The organism is Pseudomonas sp. NPDC099000 (genome assembly GCF_044759925.1).
Lineage (GTDB): Bacteria > Pseudomonadota > Gammaproteobacteria > Pseudomonadales > Pseudomonadaceae > Aquipseudomonas.
On the sequence record NZ_JBIWAF010000038.1, the window covers coordinates 24,937 to 46,187 of the forward strand.

General features: G+C 60.3%; 17 protein-coding genes and 1 pseudogene. 7 read left to right on the top strand and 11 right to left on the bottom strand.

All coding sequences use genetic code 11. The features are described 5' to 3' along the window. Position 1 precedes the first annotated feature (1 nt). The 4 genes from ACIQV9_RS26745 (at position 2) to lpxC (ending at position 4,435) form a co-directional block, all read left to right on the top strand. Positions 2-871, top strand: coding sequence for a cell division protein FtsQ/DivIB (locus tag ACIQV9_RS26745; protein ID WP_403107813.1), 870 nt, complete (start codon positions 2-4; stop codon positions 869-871). A 15-nt stretch (positions 872-886) separates the two neighbouring features. Beyond that, entirely contained in the window at positions 887-2,146 is a 1,260-nt protein-coding gene (gene ftsA / locus ACIQV9_RS26750) for a cell division protein FtsA (protein WP_008147519.1), read from the top strand. 71 nt (positions 2,147-2,217) lie between these two features. Beyond that, positions 2,218-3,411: a cell division protein FtsZ gene (gene ftsZ / locus ACIQV9_RS26755; RefSeq protein WP_403107815.1), complete on the top strand. Its 1,194-nt coding sequence runs from the start codon at positions 2,218-2,220 to the stop codon at positions 3,409-3,411. A 112-nt stretch (positions 3,412-3,523) separates the two neighbouring features. After that, complete coding sequence (gene lpxC, locus ACIQV9_RS26760; RefSeq protein ID WP_017340679.1) at positions 3,524-4,435, top strand: UDP-3-O-acyl-N-acetylglucosamine deacetylase; 912 nt, start codon at positions 3,524-3,526, stop codon at positions 4,433-4,435. Positions 4,436-4,606: 171 nt separating this feature from the next. Here the strand turns inward: lpxC and ACIQV9_RS26765 are convergent, their stop codons facing one another. The 6 genes from ACIQV9_RS26765 to ACIQV9_RS26790 form a co-directional block, all read right to left on the bottom strand. Beyond that, entirely contained in the window at positions 4,607-6,103 is a 1,497-nt protein-coding gene (locus ACIQV9_RS26765; protein ID WP_403107818.1) for a diguanylate cyclase, read from the bottom strand. Between the two features lie 371 nt (positions 6,104-6,474). Beyond that, positions 6,475-6,699 (bottom strand): hypothetical protein, encoded by a 225-nt coding sequence (locus tag ACIQV9_RS26770; protein ID WP_403107820.1) that lies wholly within the window; start codon positions 6,697-6,699, stop codon positions 6,475-6,477. 162 nt (positions 6,700-6,861) lie between these two features. Next, complete coding sequence (locus ACIQV9_RS26775; RefSeq protein WP_403107821.1) at positions 6,862-8,226, bottom strand: heavy metal sensor histidine kinase; 1,365 nt, start codon at positions 8,224-8,226, stop codon at positions 6,862-6,864. Beyond that, complete coding sequence (locus ACIQV9_RS26780; RefSeq protein ID WP_403107823.1) at positions 8,216-8,893, bottom strand: heavy metal response regulator transcription factor; 678 nt, start codon at positions 8,891-8,893, stop codon at positions 8,216-8,218. The genes ACIQV9_RS26775 and ACIQV9_RS26780 overlap by 11 nt, the downstream gene beginning before the upstream one ends. A 9-nt stretch (positions 8,894-8,902) precedes the next feature. After that, positions 8,903-12,004 (bottom strand): multidrug efflux RND transporter permease subunit, encoded by a 3,102-nt coding sequence (locus ACIQV9_RS26785; protein ID WP_403107825.1) that lies wholly within the window; start codon positions 12,002-12,004, stop codon positions 8,903-8,905. After that, positions 12,001-13,161, bottom strand: coding sequence for an efflux RND transporter periplasmic adaptor subunit (locus ACIQV9_RS26790; protein ID WP_403107827.1), 1,161 nt, complete (start codon positions 13,159-13,161; stop codon positions 12,001-12,003). The genes ACIQV9_RS26785 and ACIQV9_RS26790 overlap by 4 nt, the downstream gene beginning before the upstream one ends. Before the next feature lie 1,095 nt (positions 13,162-14,256). On the opposite strand from ACIQV9_RS26790, the pseudogene ACIQV9_RS26795 reads away from it, so the two are divergent. Both ACIQV9_RS26795 and ACIQV9_RS26800 read left to right on the top strand, forming a co-directional pair. Then, positions 14,257-14,627: pseudogene (locus ACIQV9_RS26795) on the top strand (DUF6124 family protein). 231 nt (positions 14,628-14,858) lie between these two features. Beyond that, complete coding sequence (locus tag ACIQV9_RS26800) at positions 14,859-15,116, top strand: hypothetical protein (protein ID WP_403107829.1); 258 nt, start codon at positions 14,859-14,861, stop codon at positions 15,114-15,116. 154 nt (positions 15,117-15,270) lie between these two features. On the opposite strand, the gene ACIQV9_RS26805 is transcribed toward ACIQV9_RS26800, so the two are convergent. The 5 genes from ACIQV9_RS26805 to norR all read right to left on the bottom strand — a co-directional run bounded on the left by ACIQV9_RS26805 (position 15,271) and on the right by norR (position 19,807). Continuing rightward, positions 15,271-16,020, bottom strand: a complete 750-nt coding sequence (locus tag ACIQV9_RS26805; RefSeq protein ID WP_403107831.1) for a YkgJ family cysteine cluster protein — start codon at positions 16,018-16,020, stop codon at positions 15,271-15,273. 83 nt (positions 16,021-16,103) lie between these two features. Continuing rightward, positions 16,104-16,430 carry a hypothetical protein gene (locus tag ACIQV9_RS26810; RefSeq protein WP_403107833.1) on the bottom strand — a complete coding sequence of 109 codons (327 nt, stop codon included), beginning with the start codon at positions 16,428-16,430 and terminating at the stop codon, positions 16,104-16,106. A 153-nt stretch (positions 16,431-16,583) separates the two neighbouring features. Beyond that, positions 16,584-17,042 carry a GNAT family N-acetyltransferase gene (locus ACIQV9_RS26815; protein ID WP_403107841.1) on the bottom strand — a complete coding sequence of 153 codons (459 nt, stop codon included), beginning with the start codon at positions 17,040-17,042 and terminating at the stop codon, positions 16,584-16,586. Positions 17,043-17,069: 27 nt separating this feature from the next. Further along, the gene (locus ACIQV9_RS26820; RefSeq protein WP_010458072.1) at positions 17,070-17,972 is read right to left on the bottom strand and encodes a chemotaxis protein CheV; all 903 of its coding nucleotides are present in this window, start codon (positions 17,970-17,972) and stop codon (positions 17,070-17,072) included. 281 nt (positions 17,973-18,253) lie between these two features. Then, positions 18,254-19,807, bottom strand: coding sequence for a nitric oxide reductase transcriptional regulator NorR (gene norR, locus ACIQV9_RS26825; protein WP_403107835.1), 1,554 nt, complete (start codon positions 19,805-19,807; stop codon positions 18,254-18,256). A gap of 157 nt (positions 19,808-19,964) precedes the next feature. On the opposite strand from norR, the gene hmpA reads away from it, so the two are divergent. Next, entirely contained in the window at positions 19,965-21,146 is a 1,182-nt protein-coding gene (gene hmpA / locus ACIQV9_RS26830; RefSeq protein WP_403107837.1) for an NO-inducible flavohemoprotein, read from the top strand. Positions 21,147-21,251: the final 105 nt, after the last annotated feature.

Consider the following 21,251-nt stretch of genomic DNA (forward strand, 5'->3'; position numbering starts at 1 on the left):
CATGCAAGGCGCATCGCTGAGACATCAGCCTCCCGCACCGCCCGGCCGCAAGCCGGTGCCGCGGGGTGCCAGCCGAATGGTGGCCAAAGAGCCGATGTCTGCGCGCCTGCCGAAAGCCAATTTTGGTTTTATCAAAGCGTTGTTCTGGCCGTTGCTGTTGGTCGCACTGGGCTTCGGCACTTACGAAGGCGCGCAGCGGTTGCTGCCCTACGCCGACCGGCCGATCAGCAAAATCGCGGTGCAGGGCGACTTGAGTTACATCAGCCAGCAAGCGGTGCAGCAGCGAATCGCCCCGTACGTGGCGTCGAGCTTCTTCACCATCGATCTTGCGAGCATGCGCACCGAACTTGAAACGATGCCATGGATTGCCCACGCCGAAGTGCGCAGGGTGTGGCCGGATCAAGTGGTGATCCGCCTGGAAGAGCAATTGCCGGTGGCCCGTTGGGGCGATGAATCGCTGTTGAACAACCAGGGCCAGGCGTTCACCCCGCGTGAGCTGGCCAATTACGAACACTTGCCACAGCTGTTCGGCCCACAACGGGCGCAACAGCAAGTGATGCAGCAATACCAGGTGCTGAGCCAGATGCTCAGGCCGATGGGCTTCTCGATTGCACGCCTGGAGTTGCGTGAACGAGGCAGCTGGTTCCTGACCACCGGCGCCGGCAGCGCGGGCCCGGGGATCGAACTGCTGCTGGGACGCGGCAAGCTGGTGGAAAAGATGCGCCGCTTCATTGCCATCTACGACAAGACGCTTAAAGAACAGATTACGAACATTGCGCGCATCGATCTGCGCTACGCCAACGGCCTCGCTGTTGGCTGGCGGGAACCTGTAGCGCCCACGACAGCCCAACCCGCTGTCGCGAAGAATTAAGAAGAGGCAGGACCCATGGCAAACGTGCAAAGCGGCAAAATGATCGTCGGTCTCGATATCGGCACCTCCAAGGTGGTGGCGCTGGTCGGCGAGGTCTCGGACGACGGCACGCTCGAAATCGTCGGGATCGGCACTCATCCGTCCCGTGGCCTGAAGAAAGGCGTGGTGGTGAACATCGAGTCCACCGTGCAATCGATCCAGCGCGCGATCGAAGAAGCGCAGCTGATGGCCGGTTGCCGGATCCACTCGGCGTTCGTCGGCGTGGCCGGCAATCACATCCGCAGCCTGAACTCCCACGGCATCGTGGCTATTCGTGATCGCGAAGTCAGCTCCGCCGACCTTGAGCGTGTCCTCGACGCCGCCCAGGCCGTGGCGATCCCGGCTGACCAGCGCGTGCTGCACACCTTGCCGCAGGATTACGTGATCGATAACCAGGAAGGCGTCCGTGAGCCGCTGGGCATGTCGGGCGTGCGTCTGGAAGCCAAGGTTCACGTGGTCACCTGCGCCGTCAACGCTGCACAGAACATTGAAAAATGCGTGCGTCGCTGTGGTCTGGAAATCGACGACATCATTCTCGAGCAACTGGCTTCGGCCTATTCGGTCCTGACCGATGACGAGAAAGAGCTGGGCGTGTGCCTGGTGGACATTGGCGGCGGCACCACCGACATCGCGATCTTCACCGAAGGCGCGATCCGTCACACCGCGGTGATCCCGATTGCGGGCGACCAGGTGACCAACGACATCGCCATGGCGTTGCGCACCCCGACCCAGTACGCCGAAGAAATCAAGATTCGCTACGCCTGCGCCCTGGCCAAGCTGGCCGGTGCCGGTGAAACCATCAAGGTGCCAAGCGTTGGCGACCGTCCACCGCGCGAGCTGTCCCGTCAGGCCCTGGCCGAAGTGGTCGAGCCGCGTTACGACGAGCTGTTCACGCTGATCCAGGCCGAACTGCGCCGCAGTGGCTACGAAGACCTGATCCCGGCCGGCATCGTGCTGACCGGCGGTACCTCGAAAATGGAAGGCGCGGTCGAACTGGCCGAAGAAATCTTCCACATGCCGGTCCGCCTGGGCGTGCCCCATGGCGTCAAGGGCCTGGACGACGTGGTCCGTAACCCGATTTATTCCACCGGCGTTGGCCTGCTGATGTACGGCCTGCAAAAGCAGTCCGACGGGATTTCGTTCTCGGGCATCAGCAGCCGCGACAGCTACAGCAATGAAGAACCGAAAGCCGCCTTGCTCGATCGCATCAAGAGCTGGGTACAAGGCAACTTCTAAAGATTTACCGCAGCACCGTTGTAGATACAGGCAGTAGGCGAAAAAACTAGAGAAATGAAAGGAGAGGGAAAATGTTCGAACTCGTAGACAACATCCCCGCAAGCCCGGTAATCAAAGTTATCGGTGTTGGCGGAGGCGGCGGCAACGCTGTCAACCACATGGTCAAGAGCAACATTGAAGGCGTTGAATTCATCTGCGCCAACACTGATGCCCAGGCGCTGAAATCCATCGGCGCGCGGACCATCCTGCAACTGGGCACCGGCGTGACCAAAGGTCTGGGCGCCGGCGCCAACCCTGAAGTAGGTCGTCAGGCCGCTCTCGAAGACCGTGAGCGCATTGCCGAAGTCCTGCAGGGCACCAATATGGTGTTCATCACCACCGGCATGGGCGGTGGTACCGGTACCGGTGCTGCGCCGATCATTGCTGAAGTGGCCAAGGAAATGGGGATTCTCACCGTTGCGGTGGTGACTCGTCCGTTCCCGTTCGAAGGCCGCAAGCGTATGCAGATCGCCGACGAAGGTATCCGTCTGCTGTCTGAAAGCGTCGACTCGTTGATCACCATTCCCAACGAGAAACTGCTGACCATCCTTGGCAAGGACGCAAGCCTGCTGTCCGCATTCGCCAAGGCCGACGATGTACTGGCCGGTGCCGTTCGCGGTATCTCCGACATCATCAAGCGTCCGGGCATGATCAACGTCGACTTTGCCGACGTACGCACCGTGATGAGCGAAATGGGCATGGCGATGATGGGCACTGGCTGCGCCAGCGGTCCGAACCGTGCACGTGAGGCCACCGAAGCGGCCATTCGCAACCCGTTGCTGGAAGACGTGAACCTGCAAGGTGCACGCGGCATCCTGGTGAACATCACCGCCGGTCCTGACCTGTCCCTGGGTGAGTACTCCGACGTGGGTAGCATCATCGAAGCTTTCGCTTCCGAGCACGCCATGGTCAAGGTCGGTACCGTTATCGATCCGGACATGCGCGACGAACTGCACGTGACTGTGGTTGCCACCGGTCTGGGCGCGAAAATCGAGAAGCCTGTGAAGGTCATCGACAACACAATGCACACCTCCGTGGCCTCCCAGCCGCAACAATCGGCGCCCGCTCGTCAGGAACAACCGGCGGTAAACTACCGTGATCTGGACCGTCCGACCGTCATGCGCAACCAGGCTCAGGCCGGTGCTGCGACTGCCGCGAAGATGAATCCGCAAGATGATCTGGATTACCTGGACATCCCGGCTTTCCTGCGTCGTCAGGCTGATTGATGGAATGTATCAGGGCTATGAAGGTGATTGGTGTTCAGCAAAGGTCTGGTCTGCTATTATCGCCAGCCTTTGTTGATACCAGTTCGCAATTTGCGCTGAAGCGGCCCAAGCCATGATTAAACAACGCACACTGAAAAATATTATCCGTGCCACAGGTGTAGGCCTGCACTCCGGGGAGAAGGTATACCTGACCCTCAAGCCCGCACCTATCGACACCGGCATTGTGTTTTGTCGTGCCGACCTCGACCCTGTGGTGCAGATTCCTGCCCGCGCGGAAAACGTTGGTGAAACCACGATGTCGACCACATTGGTCAGTGGTGACACCAAAGTGGATACGGTGGAGCACTTGCTCTCGGCCATGGCTGGCCTGGGCATCGATAACGCCTACGTCGAGCTCTCCGCGTCCGAAGTCCCGATCATGGATGGTAGCGCTGGACCTTTCGTATTCCTGATTCAATCGGCCGGCCTGGAAGAACAGGACGCACCGAAGAAGTTCATCCGGATCCTGCGGGAAGTGACAGTGGAAGACGGCGACAAGCGCGCCACTTTCGTCCCTTTCGAAGGCTTCAAAGTGAGTTTCGAGATCGATTTCGATCACCCGGTTTTCCGTAACCGCACACAAAGTGCAAGCGTGGATTTTTCCAGCACTTCGTTCGTAAAAGAAGTCAGCCGCGCCCGTACCTTTGGTTTCATGAGTGACATCGAGTACCTGCGCAAGCACAACCTCGCACTCGGCGGCAGCGTTGAAAACGCTATTGTGGTCGACGCGGATGGTGTACTGAACGAAGACGGCCTTCGCTATGAAGACGAATTCGTGAAGCACAAGATCCTCGATGCAATTGGTGACCTCTACCTGCTGGGCAATAGCCTGATTGGTGAGTTCAAGGGCTTCAAGTCCGGGCATGCATTGAACAACCAGCTGCTGCGCAAGTTGATTGAGCAGACAGATGCTTGGGAAGTCGTGACTTTCGAAGACGCCAGCACTGCACCGATCTCTTACATGCGTCCCGTTGCGGCCGTGTAAGTAAAAAACCTCTCTAGTTTTTAAAGGCTGCCTTCGGGTGGCCTTTTTTTATGCCGATCGTTCCCACGCTCTGCGTGGGAATGCAGCCCGGGACGCTCCGCGTCCCATTCAGAGCCGAACGCAGAGCGTCCGTTGAGGCATTCCCACGCAGAGCGTGGGAACGATCAAACGTCAGACAGAAGCCACAATCCGATTCCGCCCCTTTTCCTTGGCCTGATACAGCGCCTTGTCCGCCGCAAACAGCAAACTCTCCAGGCTGATATCGTTCGACGTCGTCCAGGTGCTGATCCCGATACTGACAGTCATCGGCGAATTGGCACCCTCAACCCATGGCAACTGCTCAACCGCCTTGCGGATGTGTTCGGCAATCTGCCGCGCACCCGCGCTATCGGTTTCCGCCAGGATCACCGAAAACTCCTCGCCGCCGTAGCGGGCAGCCAGGTCCGCCGGCCGTCGGATGTGGGCGCTGATGACGTTGGCCAGCGAGCGCAGCGCTTCGTCGCCGGCCTGATGGCCATGGCGGTCGTTGAACGCTTTGAAATGGTCGGCATCAATCATCAACAGCGACAAAGGCATGCCGGAACGTTGGGCGCGAAACCATTCATGGCGCAGGGCCTGATCCAGCGTTCGGCGGTTGGCCAGCCCTGTCAACGCATCGGTGGCGGCCAGTTGCGCCAACTCTTGCTCGGCGTTGTGGCGCAGGCGCAACTCCCGGCAGAACAGCCAGGTCAGCCACAGCAGGCTGATGCACAGCGCAAGGGTCGCAACGCTGACCACCACCGCCGTGCGCTTCCACGATGCAAACACTTCATCGCTGGAGAGGGCAACGATGACGATCAACGGCAAGTTGCCCACCTTGGAGAACGTGTACAGGCGTTTGTCCTGGTAGCGGCTTGAAACACTGGTGAAGCTGCCGTTGCCTTCTTTGACGATGCGCTGGAAGTTGGGGCGGCTGCTGAAGTCCTTGCCAATCAGCTCTTCGGCCAGTCGAGGTTCCTGGGCCAACAGGATGCCGTCCGAGCTGATCAGGTTGACCGAGCTGTCCTTGCCGATACTCAAGCTGTTGAACAACTGATCGAAGTAACTCAAGCGCATGGCGGCTTCGGCCACGCCGAGGAATTCGCCCTGCGAGCCGCTGACCCGGCGACTGAAGCTGATTCGCCATTCGTGTTCAGCCTGCCTGGAGCGGAAGGGACGGCTGATGAACATGCCGGGGTCGCGATTATTCACGTGAGACTGAAAATACTCTCGATCGGCAAAGTTGCCCTTTCTGGGCTCCACCGAGGCTGAGTCGGCGATCACGTCGCCCTTGTTGTCGAGCAACAAAATGTCGCCCTTGTACGGCGCAGCGGTGGCGCGGTCGAACAAGGCCAGATGGCGGATGGCGGGGGACACGTGCTTGAGGTCTTCTCGCTGTGAAGCCGCGATCAGGCCGAGCAAGGACAGGTCATAGAGTTCGACATTGCGTAGCACGTCGGCGTCGATCAATTGCACGATGTTAGAGGCTGAGCGTGTGGCAGACAATTCTGCATTGGCACGCTCGCGCACCAGCAGGAACGCGACGATGCTCAGGATTGCGATTACCAGCAGCAAACTGCCGAGAACCAGAAGCCGCTCCGACCGGGTCGAACGGATCGGATGCTGAGATGTTGTGCTGCTCACACTCATGGTTCTGACTTCTGCTAATGAGGCGTTATAAAAGTGCTTTCGCAAGAATCGGGCAGAGTTCCAGAAACCGGTTGCGTCCAGAGCGGCCTGTATAAATCCTGGATAAAAAGAAGGCCAGCAAAAACGTGCTGGCCTTTTGTTCGATGAAGTTTAGAAGACATTCAGTGAGTAGTCGACGAACACCCTATATTCATGACTTTCGTGGCTGGATTCGTCGACGGCGTGGGGGTAGGCGGGAATCGTTGCAGAAGCTGTAACGAACCGTTGTCCATCCACAATAAAAAAGCCGCTGATAGCAGCGGCTTTGAAGACAACTTTTCAAAGGGAAGAGCCAATGAAAAGTGTCGAGGAAATGGAGCGATTACGCGGGATCAGCTGTCTTTCTCAACCCGTGGCTGGGTGGCAGATGTTGACGCTTGAGGGGTTTGCGCAGCGTCCTGGGCCTTGGCTGTCATTTCGCTCTGATGATCTTCATACGCTGCGGCGCGCGCGGCATTTTGCGCGACGAACGTCTGCGACTCTTCAGCCAGGGCGAACGGAGACAGGAACAAAGAGGACAAAACGAAAGCGCTGGCAATACCCATAGTGTTGGACATCTTTAAAACCTTCTTGCTTGGCAAGTGCTGTTTGGTGCGGCAACGATAAGGGGGATTGGAGAGGGGAAAAAGATCGGATTCATGAAAGGACTGTTGCGCTGAAAGCAACAGTCACGCACTGATCGTTCCCATGCTCCGCGTGGGAACGATCGTTTAGCGGGATCAGACCGGGAGGTGGATACCGAAGGTGTTCATGCCGTGATCACTGCGCACAAATACATCGCCGCCATGCATCAGCGCGATCGCCTTGACGATTGCCAGCCCTAACCCGTGGTTGTTGCCACTGTTACTGCGCGATGCGTCGACGCGGTAAAAGCGCTCGAACAACCGCGGCAGGTGCTCGCTGGCGATCGGTGATCCCGGGTTGGCCACGCCGATGCTGACCTGATGGTCCTCGACCTCGATCCGCACCTGAATCACTTGCCCGGGCTCGGTGTGTTGCACCGCGTTACTCAGCAAATTGATCAACGCCCGGCGCAGATGCGCAATCTCGATCCGCACCTGCGCATCCCCACTGACCTGCACCTGAACCTGCGCATCTTCAAGAATGAAATCCAGATATTCCAGGGTCGTCGCCACTTCATCGGCCAGCGAGGTGGAGGTCAGTTTGGTCGCCTTGCTGCCCTGATCCGCGCTGGCAAGAAATAGCATGTCGTTGATGATCGACCGCAGCCGCTCCAGCTCTTCGAGGTTCGATTGCAGCACTTCGAAATAGTGTTCCGCCGAACGTCCACGGGTCAGCGCGACCTGGGTCTGGCCGATCAGGTTGGTCAGCGGCGAGCGCAGTTCGTGTGCGACGTCGGCGTTGAACGACTCAAGCCGCGAATAGGCCTGCTCGACCCGCTCCAGCGTGGAATTGAACGAATTGACGAACTGATTGAGCTCCGGCGGCAACCGCGATAAACGCAAGCGCCCGGATCGCAACGGCGGCGCCAGTCGCTGGGCTTCCTGCGACAACTTGATCAACGGCTTCAGGCCAATCCGCGCGACCCAATACCCCAGCGCCGACGCCAGCAAAACGCCGATGATCGCCAGGCTGATCAGCGCGATCAGCAAATGATGCTGAGTCTGCAGAAACGTCTCGGTATCGATGCCGATCATGAAACGCAGCGGCGGACGTTGATCCTTGGCCGGGAACTGGCTCACCAGCACTTTCAGCGGATAAGGCTGGTCCGGCAACGTCATGTCGCGCATCCCCAGCGGCCCTTCGGCAAAGGCGCGGATCTGCGGCGTCAGGTTGCCGTATTCGTAGTGCGGATCGCCGCTGATGATCCAGAAACTGATGCGCTTGTCTTCTTCACCGAGCAACTTGAGCTTGTTGTTGATCTTCACCCAATGCTCCGGCGTGCCATAACGCCCGACCGTGGATTCGAGCACGCTGTAGCGCGCATCCAGCTCAGCCTCGGGCAACAGACCCAAGCCTTTATCGACCTGCTGGTACAAGGCCCAGCCGATCAACAGAAACACCAGCAACGCCACCAGCGTGAACATTCCGCTCAGGCGCAGGGCAATCGAATTACTGGACACTGCGGCTCTCCAGCACATAACCCATGCCACGGATCGTGTGCAGCAGTTTTTCGTCGAACGGCCCGTCGAGCTTGGCCCGCAGGCGTTTGATCGCGACTTCGACGACGTTGGCGTCGCTGTCGAAATTGATGTCCCAGACCATCTCGGCAATCGCCGTTTTCGAGAGGATTTCACCCTGCCGGCGGGCCAGCACGCTGAGCAGCGAGAACTCCTTGGCGGTCAGGTCCAGACGGGTGCCGGCGCGGGTGGCCTTGCGGCTGATCAAATCTATCCACAGGTCGGCGATGCTCACCTGCACCGGCTCATGACCGCCACTGCGCCGGGTCAACGCTTGCAGGCGCGCCACCAGTTCAAGGAAGGAAAACGGCTTGCCGAGGTAATCGTCGGCACCGTCGCGCAGGCCTTTGATGCGGTCTTCCACCCGCTCGCGGGCGGTGAGCATGATCACCGGGGTTTGCTTGCGCGCACGCAGCGCGCGCAATACGCCGAAGCCGTCGAGGCCCGGCAGCATGACGTCGAGGACGATCACCGCGTAGTCGCTTTCCAGCGCCAGGTGCAGGCCTTCGACGCCGTTGCGCGCCAGGTCCACGGTGTAACCCTGTTCCGTCAGGCCGCGGTGCAGATAATCCGCGGTTTTTTCTTCGTCTTCGATAATCAGAACGCGCATGACCCCGCCTCAGTCTGTGGTTGCCAGCGCCGGCATCGGTGCGGGTTTGGGCTTATGGAAAAGCCGCTCCAGCCACAAGTATATGACCGGAGTGGTGAACAGCGTCAGCGCCTGGCTCACGAGCAAGCCGCCGACCACCGCGATCCCCAATGGCTGACGCAGTTCGGCGCCGGTGCCGTAGCCGAGCATCAATGGCAGTGCGCCGAGCAGGGCGGCGAGGGTGGTCATGATGATCGGCCGGAACCGCGTGATACAGGCTTGGTAAATCGCCTCTTCCGGCGGCAAGCCACGATTGCGCTGGGCATCCAGGGCGAAGTCGATCATCAGGATGCCGTTCTTCTTCACGATGCCGATCAGCAACACCAGCCCGATCAGCGCCATGATCGAAAAGTCCTGGCCGCAAATCCACAGCATGATCACCGCACCGAGCCCCGCTGACGGCAGCGTCGAGATGATGGTCAGCGGATGGACGAAGCTCTCGTAGAGCACGCCGAGAATGATGTACACCGCCACCAGCGCCGCCAGAATCAGCCACGGTTGGCTGGCCAGCGAACTCTGGAACGCTTGCGCGGCGCCCTGGAAGTTGCCGCTCATGGCGGCCGGCATGCCGATGTCGGCCTTGGCCTGGTTGAGCATGATCACCGCATCGCCCAGTGCTACACCGGGCGCGAGGTTGAACGACAAGTTGGCAGCCGGGAACATGCCGTCGTGGGCAATAGACAACGGGCCGACCGTCGGCGCATCGAATTTCGCCAGGGCCGACAGCGGCACCATCTCCCCGCTCAGCGGTGAGCGCAGGTAGAAATAGTTGAGGCTTTCGGCCTTGCCGCGTTGCTTGGTGTCCAGTTCCAGAATCACGTTGTACTGGTTGATCTGGGTCTGGAATTCATTGATCTGGCGCTGGCCGAAGGCGTCGTACAGCGCTTCATCGACATCGCTGGCGGTCAGGCCGAAACGCGCGGCGGCGCTGCGGTCGATGCTGATGTGGGTGATGCTGCCGCCCAGTTGCAGGTCGTTGGAAATGTCACGGAACGCCGGGTTGGCGCGCAGTTTTTCCGTGAGGCGCTGGGTCCAGGTGCTAAGCGTTGCGCCGTCGTTGCTCTTGAGCACGTATTGATACTGCGCGCGGCTCGGGCCGGAGCTGAGGTTGATATCTTGGCCTGCACGCAGGTAGAGCACGATGCCCGGGACTTTCATCAGTTGTGGACGGATCCGGTCGATGAACTGGCTGGCCGAGACGTCGCGGTCGCCGCGTTTTTTCAGGGAAATCCAGAAGCGGCCGTTGGCGATGGTCTGGTTACTGCCCGAAACGCCGACCGAGTGGGAAAACGCCGCGACCGCTGGATCCGCGGCGACGATTTCGGCCATCGCCAGGTGTTTTTTCACCATGTCGCCGTAGGAAATATCAGCGGCGGCTTCGGTGGTGCCGAGGACAAAACCGGTGTCCTGCACCGGAAAGAAACCCTTGGGGATAAAGATGTAACCGGCAACAGCCAGGCCCAGCGATAGGCAGAACACACCGATCATCAGTTTCTGGTGGGCGAGGGCGCGGCGCAGCAGTTTTTCATAGCCTGCCAGCAAGCGTTCGCCAAAGGTGGGTTTGCTGTGGGCGTTATGCACTGGGGCGCGCATGAACAGCGCGGCCAGGGTTGGCGCCAGCGTCAGTGACACCACCACCGAAATCATAATGGTCGAGGTCGCGGTCAGGGCGAACTCCTTGAACAGCCGCCCGACCACGCCTCCCATGAACAGCAGCGGAATAAACGCCGCCACCAGCGAGAAGCTGATCGAGACCACGGTAAAACCGATCTCGCCGGCACCCTTGATCGCGGCTTCGCGCATGCCGTCGCCAGCCTCCAGGTGACGGTGAATGTTCTCCACCACCACAATCGCATCGTCGACCACAAACCCCACGGCCACCACGATCGCCACCAGCGTCAGGTTGTTCAGGCTGAAGCCCATGATGTACATCAGCGCGAAACTGGCGACCAGCGACACGCCCAGCACGGCGGACACAATCAGGGTCGCCGACCATTGGCGCAGGAACAGCGCCATCACCGCCACCACCAGCATGATCGCGATCAGCAGGGTGATTTCCACTTCATGAAGCGAGGCGCGGATGGTCTGGGTGCGGTCGACCAGCACCTTGACCTGCACCGACGCCGGCAGCATGGCTTCGAGGCCGGGCAGGGCGGCCTGGATGCGATCCACGGTCTCGACGATGTTGGCGCCCGGTTGCCGGGAAATCACCAGGTTCACCCCCGGCTTGTCACCGGCCCAGGCTTGCACGTAGGCATCTTCCGAACCATTGACGACTTTGGCGACATCCTTGAGGTGAACCGGGGCACCGTCCTTGTAGGAAACGATGAGTTGGCTGTATTCCTCGGGATGGAACAGCTGGTCGTTGGTCGACAGCGTGGAAATGCTCGACTCACCGTACAACGCACCTTTGGCCAGGTTGAGGCTGGTGTTCTGGATTGCCAGGCGTATGTCCGCCAGGGTCAGGCCGATGGCCGCGAGTTTGTCGGCGGAAGCCTGAACGCGGATCGCCGGACGTTGCTGACCGGTGATGTTGATTTGGCCTACACCGTCGATCTGGCTGATCTGACGCGAGAGCAGGGTTTCCACCAGGTCGCTGAGTTCGGGACCGGGCATCAATTTTGAGTTGATGCTGAGAATCAGCACCGGGCTGTCGGCCGGGTTGACCTTGCGCCACGTCGGCAGGTTCGGCATGTCCTTGGGCAGTTTACCGGCGGCGGTGTTGATCGCGGCCTGCACTTCCTGGGCGGCGGTGTCGATGCTTTTGTCGAGGGTGAATTGCAGGGTCAGGTTGGTCGAGCCGAGGGCGCTGCTCGAGGTCATCTGGGTCACGCCGGGGATGGCGCTGAATTGCACTTCAAGTGGCGTGGCCACCGATGACGCCATCGTTTCGGGGCTGGCGCCGGGCAGTTGCGCGGCGACCTGGATGGTCGGGAATTCGGCTTCCGGCAGCGGCGCAATTGGCAGGCGCGGGAAGGCGATGACGCCGAGCAACACCAGGGCAAAGGTCAGCAGAATCGTCGCCACCGGGTGATCGATGCACCAGGCCGAGACAGAACCGTGACCCTTCATGGCTTCGACTCCGATTGCACCACTTGCGGCGGCTCGGTCATTACCTGCACGGTCGAGCCGGGTTTGAGCCGTGACTGGCCGTCGCTGACCAGCACGTCACCCGGTTTCACGCCTTTGATGATGTCCTGGCCGCTGCCTTGGTAGACCATTTGTACGGTGACGGTTTCGACTTTGTCGCCGTTGATCCGGTACACGAAATGTTGATCGAGGCCGCGCTGTACGACGGTGGGCGGGACCACCAGCGCATCTTTATCCAGGGCTGTCTGAATCTTTACCGTCACCAGCAAGCCCGGCCAGAGTTTCTGCCCGGGGTTGTTGAATTCGGCCTTGGCGCGGATGGTCCCGGTGTTGGCGTTGATCTGGTTGTCGATCAGGGTCAGGTGGCCTTCGCCCAGCAGGTTGCCGGTTTCGCCATCGGTGTCGGCGCCGATGTAGGCCTTCACTTGTGCGCGCTCGGGGTCGCCGATCAGGCCTTGCAGGGTCGGCAGCATTTGCTGCGGCAGGGAGAACTCCACGGCGATCGGGTCGATCTGGGTCACGGTGAACAGGCCCTGGGCATCGGTCATGCGCAGGAAGTTGCCTTCGTCCACCGTGCGAATACCGACGCGACCGGTGACCGGGGAGCGAATCTGTGTGTAGGAAAGCTGCACCTGAGCGGCGTCGATTGATGCTTGATTGCCTTGGGCGGTGGCTTTGAGCTGGTTGACCAGGGCTTGTTGCTGGTCGTAGGTCTGTTTCGATACGCCGTCGTCGACGCTCAGCAGTTTGTAGCGCTTGAGGTTGACCTGCGCGACTTGCAGTTGCGCCTGGCTTTCGCCGAGTTGCGCCCGGGCCTGGTCGAGGCTGGCGCGGATCGAGCGGTCGTCGATGGTGGCGAGCAGGTCGCCTTGTTTCACCAGTTGGCCTTCTTTGACCAGGATTTTGGTGAGGATGCCGTCGATTTGCGGGCGAACCACCACGCTGTGCAGGGACAGGACCGAGCCGATGCCGCTGACATAGCGGGGGACGTCTTTTTCGGTGACGCTGACCACCCGAACCGGGATTGCCGTGGGCGCGGCGAGTTTGGCGGTGGCGGGTTTGGTGGCGTACCACGTGCCACCCGCTGCCAGGGCAATCAGCAGACCTGCGATCAAGGCGGTTTTTTTCTGAATTCGCATGCGAGTGGGGCGCCGGGCTAGATGGTCGGGAGTCGGGTCAGGTTTATACCTTCCTTTATAAACCTGTTCGCTGGTCAGGAAGGTGACTGCTAACTGACGGCGCTGTCAGTTTGGGCTTGGCGGCCTGTGGGCCGACCATGTTGTGGTTGATCGGGTGTATATCCATTTCTGCGGTAACGGCGGCTGGCGGTTTCGCCCTTACGGCGAGGCACTTTTTTCAAACGCCAAAAAAGTACCCAAAAAGGCTCGCCCCAAACGTCCGGCCCCTCGCTAAGGCTCGGCGTACCTTCGCTCCGGCATCCATCCGGGGACACTGCCCTCCGGTCTGCTTCGCGACGACCTACATGCAGCGTGTTCGACTGCGTCGAACGGCGCTACGCGCCACTCCCCGGATGAACACCTCCACTCAGCCTCCCGACGGGGCGGGTGGATCAAGATCAAGAGCAGGCGAGCTAACGCTCGGCCTGTTGAGTGGTGAGAAGCCTCGGGTGTACACCGCCCATTGTAGGAGTGAGCCTGCTCGCGATGGCGGCCTGACAGCCGGCCAATCACTTTCAGATGTACATATTCCCTGTGGGAGCTGGCTTGCCTGCGATGGCGGCCTGACAGCCGACCAATCTCTAGCGGGTGTACACCAATTCCCTGTGGGAGCTGGCTTGCCAGCGATGGCGGCCTGACAGCCGACCAATCTCTTTCTGCTGCCCCCGATTGATCGTTCCCTACGCTCCGCGTGGGAATGCCGCCCGGGACGCTCCGCGTTCCATTTTTGTGTTGAAAGATGTGTAAGAAACACAGCGAATTCCCACGCATTTTTCAGGTTGCCGGGTAGGAAGCGTGTTCTCTAACCTTTGGCTGTCGCTGCAAATTCAGCGACCGGGCGTGAGATCCCCGGCAACTAGTATGCATCTAGCGCCAATGTCACCATAATTGGCGCCAGCTTATCCGCTGCCTGTAAATGCGTTATGGCGGCTGTGTGCGGGCAGACTTCGGTCTGGCCGGGTGCCTACTACCGGTGATCTCACACTGCACATAGCTGCCACCTCTTCGCCGCTTGAGATCCGGCGAGTGGTGGCACCCATTTCAGTAGGAGTTTGCATGGATAAGTTAATCCCCGATCCACCCATCGACACCACCACTCCCAGCGACGAGCCCTCCCAGGCCGAAGCGCTCATCAAAGACCACGAAGCATAAAACGCGCGCTAGATTACTACCTCGATTCCCCCGAGCGCTACAGCGCAAAACCGCGTTGCCCGAGCACGATGTTCGTGGTCGCCCCCGATGTTGATTCGGAAAGTCTGTTGGCCCATGCCTGTTAATCTTTGGCGTCGGCGAGTGTGATGAGCAGTGATTTTGCGACGAGTCTGGAGGGGCCGCAGCGGCATACGCTGATGGCGATTCAGCAGGTCATCATGCTGGCGGAGTTGGCGGTGAATCGGGTGTTGGATAGGGTTGAGGTTCCGGCGTAGGTAACGTTCGGTCTGGTTGACCGCGTTATCGTTCTTCGCGGGCAAGCCTCGCTCCCACAGGTACAGCGGTGTTCTTGTGGGAGCGGGCTTGCCCGCGATGACGCCTGGTCAGTCAACCAAAACCCGACGGACTCGCTCGTGGTGTGAAGCTTGCGGCTCTGGACACAGGTATACTGCCGCCTTTCGCGGCTCGCTGATCGGGCCCGACTTTTTGTATCACCCGGAGCTTTCATGACTTCCCCGACACAACCGCCGGTTGCCGACGCTTTGAGCGACGACCCGGCAGACCTGCCAGACAGCGTCGACTCCAACGCAGACAGCGAAGCCAAAGCCGCGATCCCTGCGTTCAAGTTCCCGTTCAAACCGGGTGATCTGGCCGCAGCGAAGAACGCCAGCCAGCCTTGGTACAAGAATGGCGCGAAGAATGGCCATACCAAGACGCCGGGGGCGGCGCCTCCTGGGACTCGTCGGTCGATGGGTAAGCGCTGAGTTTCACGCTCTGCGGTGCCTGATCTACCGTCATCGCGAGCAGGCTCGCTCCTACAGTTGATCTCCATAGCACACAGATTTGTGTACGACGAAGGCCCATTGTAGGAGCGAGCCTGCGCGCGATGAGGCCAAAACAGGCAGCAAATCCCTGGGATCAAGCCGCCCGCAACGATATAAACGCATAGTTCACCGGCGCTTCAGTCGCCACTTGCGCTCCAGCCGCCAGCACTTGTCCGGCGATATCGTCGCCCGACACATGAAACTGCCAATCACTGCCTGAGCCCGCCAGCGGCTGCCCGGCTAGCTGATCAATGACTGTGGCAAACGCATTCATATCCGGCAGATAAGCCGTAAAACCATCCCCCTTCAATGCTGTAGTCCGAATCCCCAGCAACCCGCAAATCGCATCCTTGGTCTGAATGTCATCGCGATCCGCCTGACGCGATCGCTGGATCAATCCTGCCAGTTCCTGATCCACCAACTCACCCCCGATGATCAAGTCCGGGCCCTGTTCCCATGACTCGGGCGGGCATTCCTTGATTGCCGGGTTCAGCGCAATGTGCGGATTGATTTCCATCGGGTAGATGCGGCACACCAGCGGGCGGCGTTCGTAGATGCGGCAGAGGTTGTCTTCGTCAAGATTCCGGCAGGGGCCGACGTTGTAGGCGGCGAAGGTGATCGCCACATAAGCCTCGGACGTGCCGCTTCGAACCACCACTGAACGGCGTTCGGCGTGTTCGCGTTGCTGCACGGGCAGGCCCAGGCCGTTGCCCAGGAAACCTTCCACCAACACGATCACCTGACCGCCGTCGGCCGCCCACATACGGGCTTCAGCCAGGGTCAGGGGCACGTGGTGGTCGTTGCAGCATTTGCCGCAACCCACGCAGGAAAATGTCGTATTCATTGAACGGCCGGTCGCTTCCGAGGGCATGGAACGGCGCCAGAAAGACACCGCGAAAGCATGTTTCGAAGCAAGTTATGCGCCAGTCACTGGGCTTTGGCGGCGGGGCGAATGGAGTCCCATTCGGTCACGTAGGCGGTTTTGCTCTTTTTGTTGTAGAGGCACAGTTCGGTGCCTTGCTGGCCTTTCATGTGTTTTTGCGGATATTGGCCTTGCAGCAGGAGCGCGGTGTAGCCGACCCGGTCATCGAACTGCGCGGCGTTGCCGACGGGTTTGGCGTTTTTCAAGCCGCTGGCTTTGGTGCAGCTGGCGAGCACGGCTTTGTCGAAGGCGGCCCAGGCGTCGGGGCTGGAGGCGTGAGCCTGGGTTGCGAGGGCGGTGAGGCAGAGGAAGGTCAGGGTTGCGGCTTTCATGAGTCAGGCATCCTTGGGCGTTGAGTTGGCCGAGGGGTGGAGTATGCCTGATGGTTTTGGGGGGAATGTGTCGGCCCCTTCGCGGGCAAGCCTCGCTCCTACAGGTCATGCGCAATCCGTGTAGGAGCGAGGCTTGCCCGCGAAGGCGGTATATCAGGCTGGAACAGGCTCCCTGCGGACGACATACATCCCGGCACTTTCATACAAGCGCTGCGCCCGAAGGTTGTCTTCCAATACCTTCAAATCCACAAAGCCTTCCCGGCGATCCTGAAACACCTGGAACGCGTGAAGCAGTAATGCGCGGCCAAGCCCGCGTCGCTGTGCCCGTGGATGCACCATCAACTTCTTGATATAGGCACTGGTCCAGCACTGCGCCACGCCGACGATCCCTTCGGCATCTTGAGCGATGAAGCAGAGCGTTGGGTCATATTCAGGATCGGTTTCAAAACGCCGCTGCCAGATAGCCAATTCCGGCACGCGGCCGCCGCCTTCAAGATGACCCAGTTCCATCAAGCGATGGACCGCCTCGGCGACTTCGGGGCGGTATTGGGTCAATTCAATTCCGACCGGCCACGTGATTGTGGGCACAGCCTCGGCAAGGTTGCGCCGCATCAGCAAGCAAAAGCCTTCGGCCATGACTCAATGACCTTGTTCGGCGACGGCCTTGGCCGCTTCGATCAGGCATCGGGTCAGTTCTGGCGAGGAGAACTTGGTCAGCACCGCGTTGGCCCCGGCGAGGCGCGCTTTCTCGCTGTTCATCGCGCTGTCCAGCGACGTGTGCAGCAGCACATACAGGTGCGAGAAGTCCGGCGTCTCGCGCAAGGTGCGGGTGAAGGCATAGCCGTCCATCTCCGACATTTCGATGTCCGAGACGATCAGGTTGATCTGCTGCGCGGTGCCTTGCAGGTCCAGCAGGCAGTCGATGGCTTCCTTGGCGCTGCGGGCGGTGTGGCATTGCAGGCCGAGGTTGCGCAGGGTGTGAACCGATTGCTGCAGCGCGACCTGGCTGTCATCGACCACCAGGATCCGCGCATTGCCCAGCACTTCGGCGTCTTCCATGCTCAGTTCGGTCGGCGCCATTTCGATCTGCGCCGGGGCGATGCCGTGGATGACTTTCTCGATGTCCAGCACTTGCACCAGGGTGCCGTCGACCGAGGTCACGCCGGTGATGTACGAGCGCACGCCGCCCGAGCCGAAGGGCGGTGGGCGAATGTCGGTGGTCAGGCAGTGGACGATTTTGCTCACGGCCTGAACGTGCAGGCCCTGCTTGGAGCGGCTGACGTCGGTGACGATCAGGCAGCCACCGTTCGGGTCTTCCAGCGGTCGCTCGCCGATGGCGCGGCTGAGGTCGATCACCGACAACGAGGCGCCGCGCAGGGTGGCAATGCCTTTGACGTGGGGGTGCGACTCCGGCAGCTTGGTCAGCGGCGGGCAGGGGATGATTTCGCTGACTTTCAGCAGGTTGATTGCCATCAGCTTGCCGCTGCGCAAGGTAAACAGCAGAAGCGAAAGTGAGTCTGCGCGGGCTTTGGTGGTGGACATAAAAACCTTCTATGGAAAAAGGTGATGGGCGAGTAGAAAGTCGCCAAAAGCTATTGATGCCGGGTTATCGACTTGTTGGGGGCAGGCTTTAGGCCAAATGCCCATTCCCGGCCCAACGGTGACCTTGTGACGAGGGGGCTTGTCGGAACGCCGCATCGCCCCGTTGGGCTGCGAAGCGGCCCCAAAAAATCGAGAGACTGTCCAGAATCTTGCCAGTGCTGCGCACTGGAACGGGGGCAAGCCCCCTCGCCACAGGGATTGTGCAGGCTATAACGATTGCGTTATTTCATGCCCAACCGCTTGGCCATCCGCCCAAGATTCGCTCGATCCAAGCCTAGCTCACGCGCCGCACTCGCCCAGTTGTCGTGGTGCCGTTCCAGGCAAGCGCTGATCAATTGTCGCTGATAATTTTCGGTGGCCTCGCGCAGATCTCCCGCGACCAACGCGACGGGACTGGCCGCCGGTTGCTCAGTGGCGGCGATTTCAACGCTGCCATTGGGCAAATCCAGATCCGCCGCACTCAAACTCAGAATCTTCGGCCGTTCCTTGCAGTTACCCAGCGCCTTCAAGGCACTGCGACCAATCAAATGCTCCAGCTCCCGTACATTCCCCGGCCAACCATACGCCAGCAATGCCGCCTGCGCATCGCTGTTCAGGCGCAGGCTGTTAAGGCCCATCCGCGAGCGGTTCTGCTCCAGGAAAAAACCGCTGAGCAGCAACACATCCCGCCCGCGATCTCGCAGGGCCGGGACCAGCAGCGGGTAGACACTCAGGCGATGATAGAAGTCGGCGCGGTAGCGGCCGCTGCGCACTTCTTCGGCCAGGTCGCGGTTGGTCGCCGCGATCAGGCGCACGTCCACCTGATGTTCTTTATCCGACCCCAGGCGCTGCAACTGACCGCTTTGCAGCACCCGCAACAACTTGGCTTGCACGGTCAGGGACAGTTCGCCGACTTCATCTAGAAACAGCGTGCCGCCATTGGCCAGTTCGAACTTGCCGCGCCGATCGTTCATGGCGCCGGTGAACGCGCCGCGCACATGACCGAACAACTCGCTTTCCACCAGGGTGTCCGGCAGGGCGGCGCAGTTGAGGCTGATGATCGGTTTGTCCGCCCGAGGCGATGCTGCATGAATTGCCTGTGCCACCAATTCCTTGCCGACCCCGGTTTCGCCAGTGATCAGCACGGTCAGGTCGCTGCCGCCCACCAGGCTGATCTCTTCCACCAGGCGTTTATGCGCCTTGCTCTGGCCGATCATCTCGCGGTTCTGCTGGCCGCTGGCCTGGCGGTAGACCTCGGCGCGCTGATGTTCATCTTCGGCACGATTGGCCAGGCGCTCGATGCGCTCGGCGGCGTTGACGGTGGCCGCCGCGAGGCTGGCGAAGGCTTGCAGGGCGTCCAGTTCGATGGGTTCGAATTGTTCCGGGTCGAGGGCGTCAAGGGTCAGCAAGCCCCACGGGCGCTCATCGATAAACAGCGGACAGCCCATGCAGTCGTGGACTTCCAGATGATCGGCGAGGCCGTCGACCAGGCCGTCGTATGGGTCAGGCAAGTCGCTGTCGGCGGCGAATCGCGTGGGTCCGGGGCTGCTGAGCAACGCTTCGAAGCGCGGGTGCTCGCTGACTTTGAAGCGGCGGCCAAGGGTGTCGGTGCTCAACCCGTCGACGGCCAGCGGCACCAGCCATTCGCCATCAAGGCGCAGCAGGGCGGCGGCATCGCAGGGGAGCAGGGCGCGCATGGCTTCTAGCAGGCGTCGATAACGCTCACCTTCAGGCAGTTCGCGGGACAGGTCGGAGACCAGCGGCAACAGGGCGGTGAGCAAAGATTTTGCAGTCATAGTGACTCCGTGTAGTCGGGATGACTATAAGTCAGCCTGTGTCGATATGACTACGTTGTTTTTAAGTTGTTGATTTTAAACGTTTAAATACTTGGCATGGAAACTGATAAGCATAGGGTAATCAGTTAGTAATCCAAGAAGCCCCAGGAGTCACTTTATGCTTAGCGTCCAAGACCGTGCCATCGTCAAATCCACCGTGCCGCTGCTGGAAAGCGGTGGCGAAGCGCTGATCACTCACTTCTACCGCATGATGCTCTCCGAATACCCGCAAGTTCGCCCGCTGTTCAACCAGGCCCACCAGGCCAGCGGTGATCAGCCTCGCGCCCTGGCCAACGGCGTTTTGATGTATGCGCGCCACATCGACCAGCTCGACCAGTTGGGCGACCTCGTCGCCAAGATCATCAACAAGCACGTGGCCCTGCAAATTCTGCCTGAGCACTACCCGATTGTCGGCGCTTGCCTGCTGCGTGCGATCTCCGAAGTGCTGGGCGACGAAATCGCCACCCCTGAAGTGATGAGTGCCTGGGGCGCGGCCTACGGTCAATTGGCCGACATCCTGATCGGCGCCGAAACCAGCATCTACGATCAGAAGGAACAGGCACCCGGCGGCTGGCGCGGAGCGCGGGAGTTCATCGTGGCGGCGAAGGTCGAGGAAAGCGCGGAAATCACCTCGTTCTACTTCGAACCTGCCGACAAAGGCGCGATTCTGGCGGCGGAACCGGGCCAGTACATTGGCATGAAACTGGTCCTCGATGGCGAAGAGATCCGCCGTAACTATTCCTTGTCGGCCTTGGCCAACAAGGGCCAGTACCGCATCAGCGTCAAGCGTGAAACCGGTGGCCGCGCCTCTAACCACTTGCACGATCAACTGCATGTCGGTTCGAGCATTCAACTGTTCCCGCCATCGGGCGAGTTCACCCTGACTGCCAGCGACAAACCGCTGGTGCTGATCAGCGGCGGTGTCGGCATCACCCCAACGCTGGCGATGCTGGAAGCGGCGCTGGCGACCGAGCGGCCGGTGCACTTTATCCACTGCGCGCGCAACGGCAGCGTTCACGCCTTCCGCGACTGGATCGATGGATTGGCCGAGCGTCACCCGCAACTCAAACGGTTCTATTGCTACGCCGAAGATGACGGCGTGAGCCCGGCGGCGCACAAGGTCGGGTTGTTGAGCCAGGAACAATTGGGCGAGTGGTTGCCCGAGCAGCGTGATGTGGATGCTTACTTCCTGGGGCCGAAAGGGTTTATGGCGGCGATCAAGCGTCACTTGAAAGCCTTGGGTGTGCCGGAGAAGCAGAGCCGTTACGAGTTCTTTGGGCCGGCTTCGGCGTTGGAATAAGTCTCTCTCCCTGATCGTTCCCACGCTCTGGTGTGCACCCCAAAAGTTGGACGATTGTGGTTCTAGGCCTGAACGGATTGAGTCCTGTATTCCACAGGGCTCATT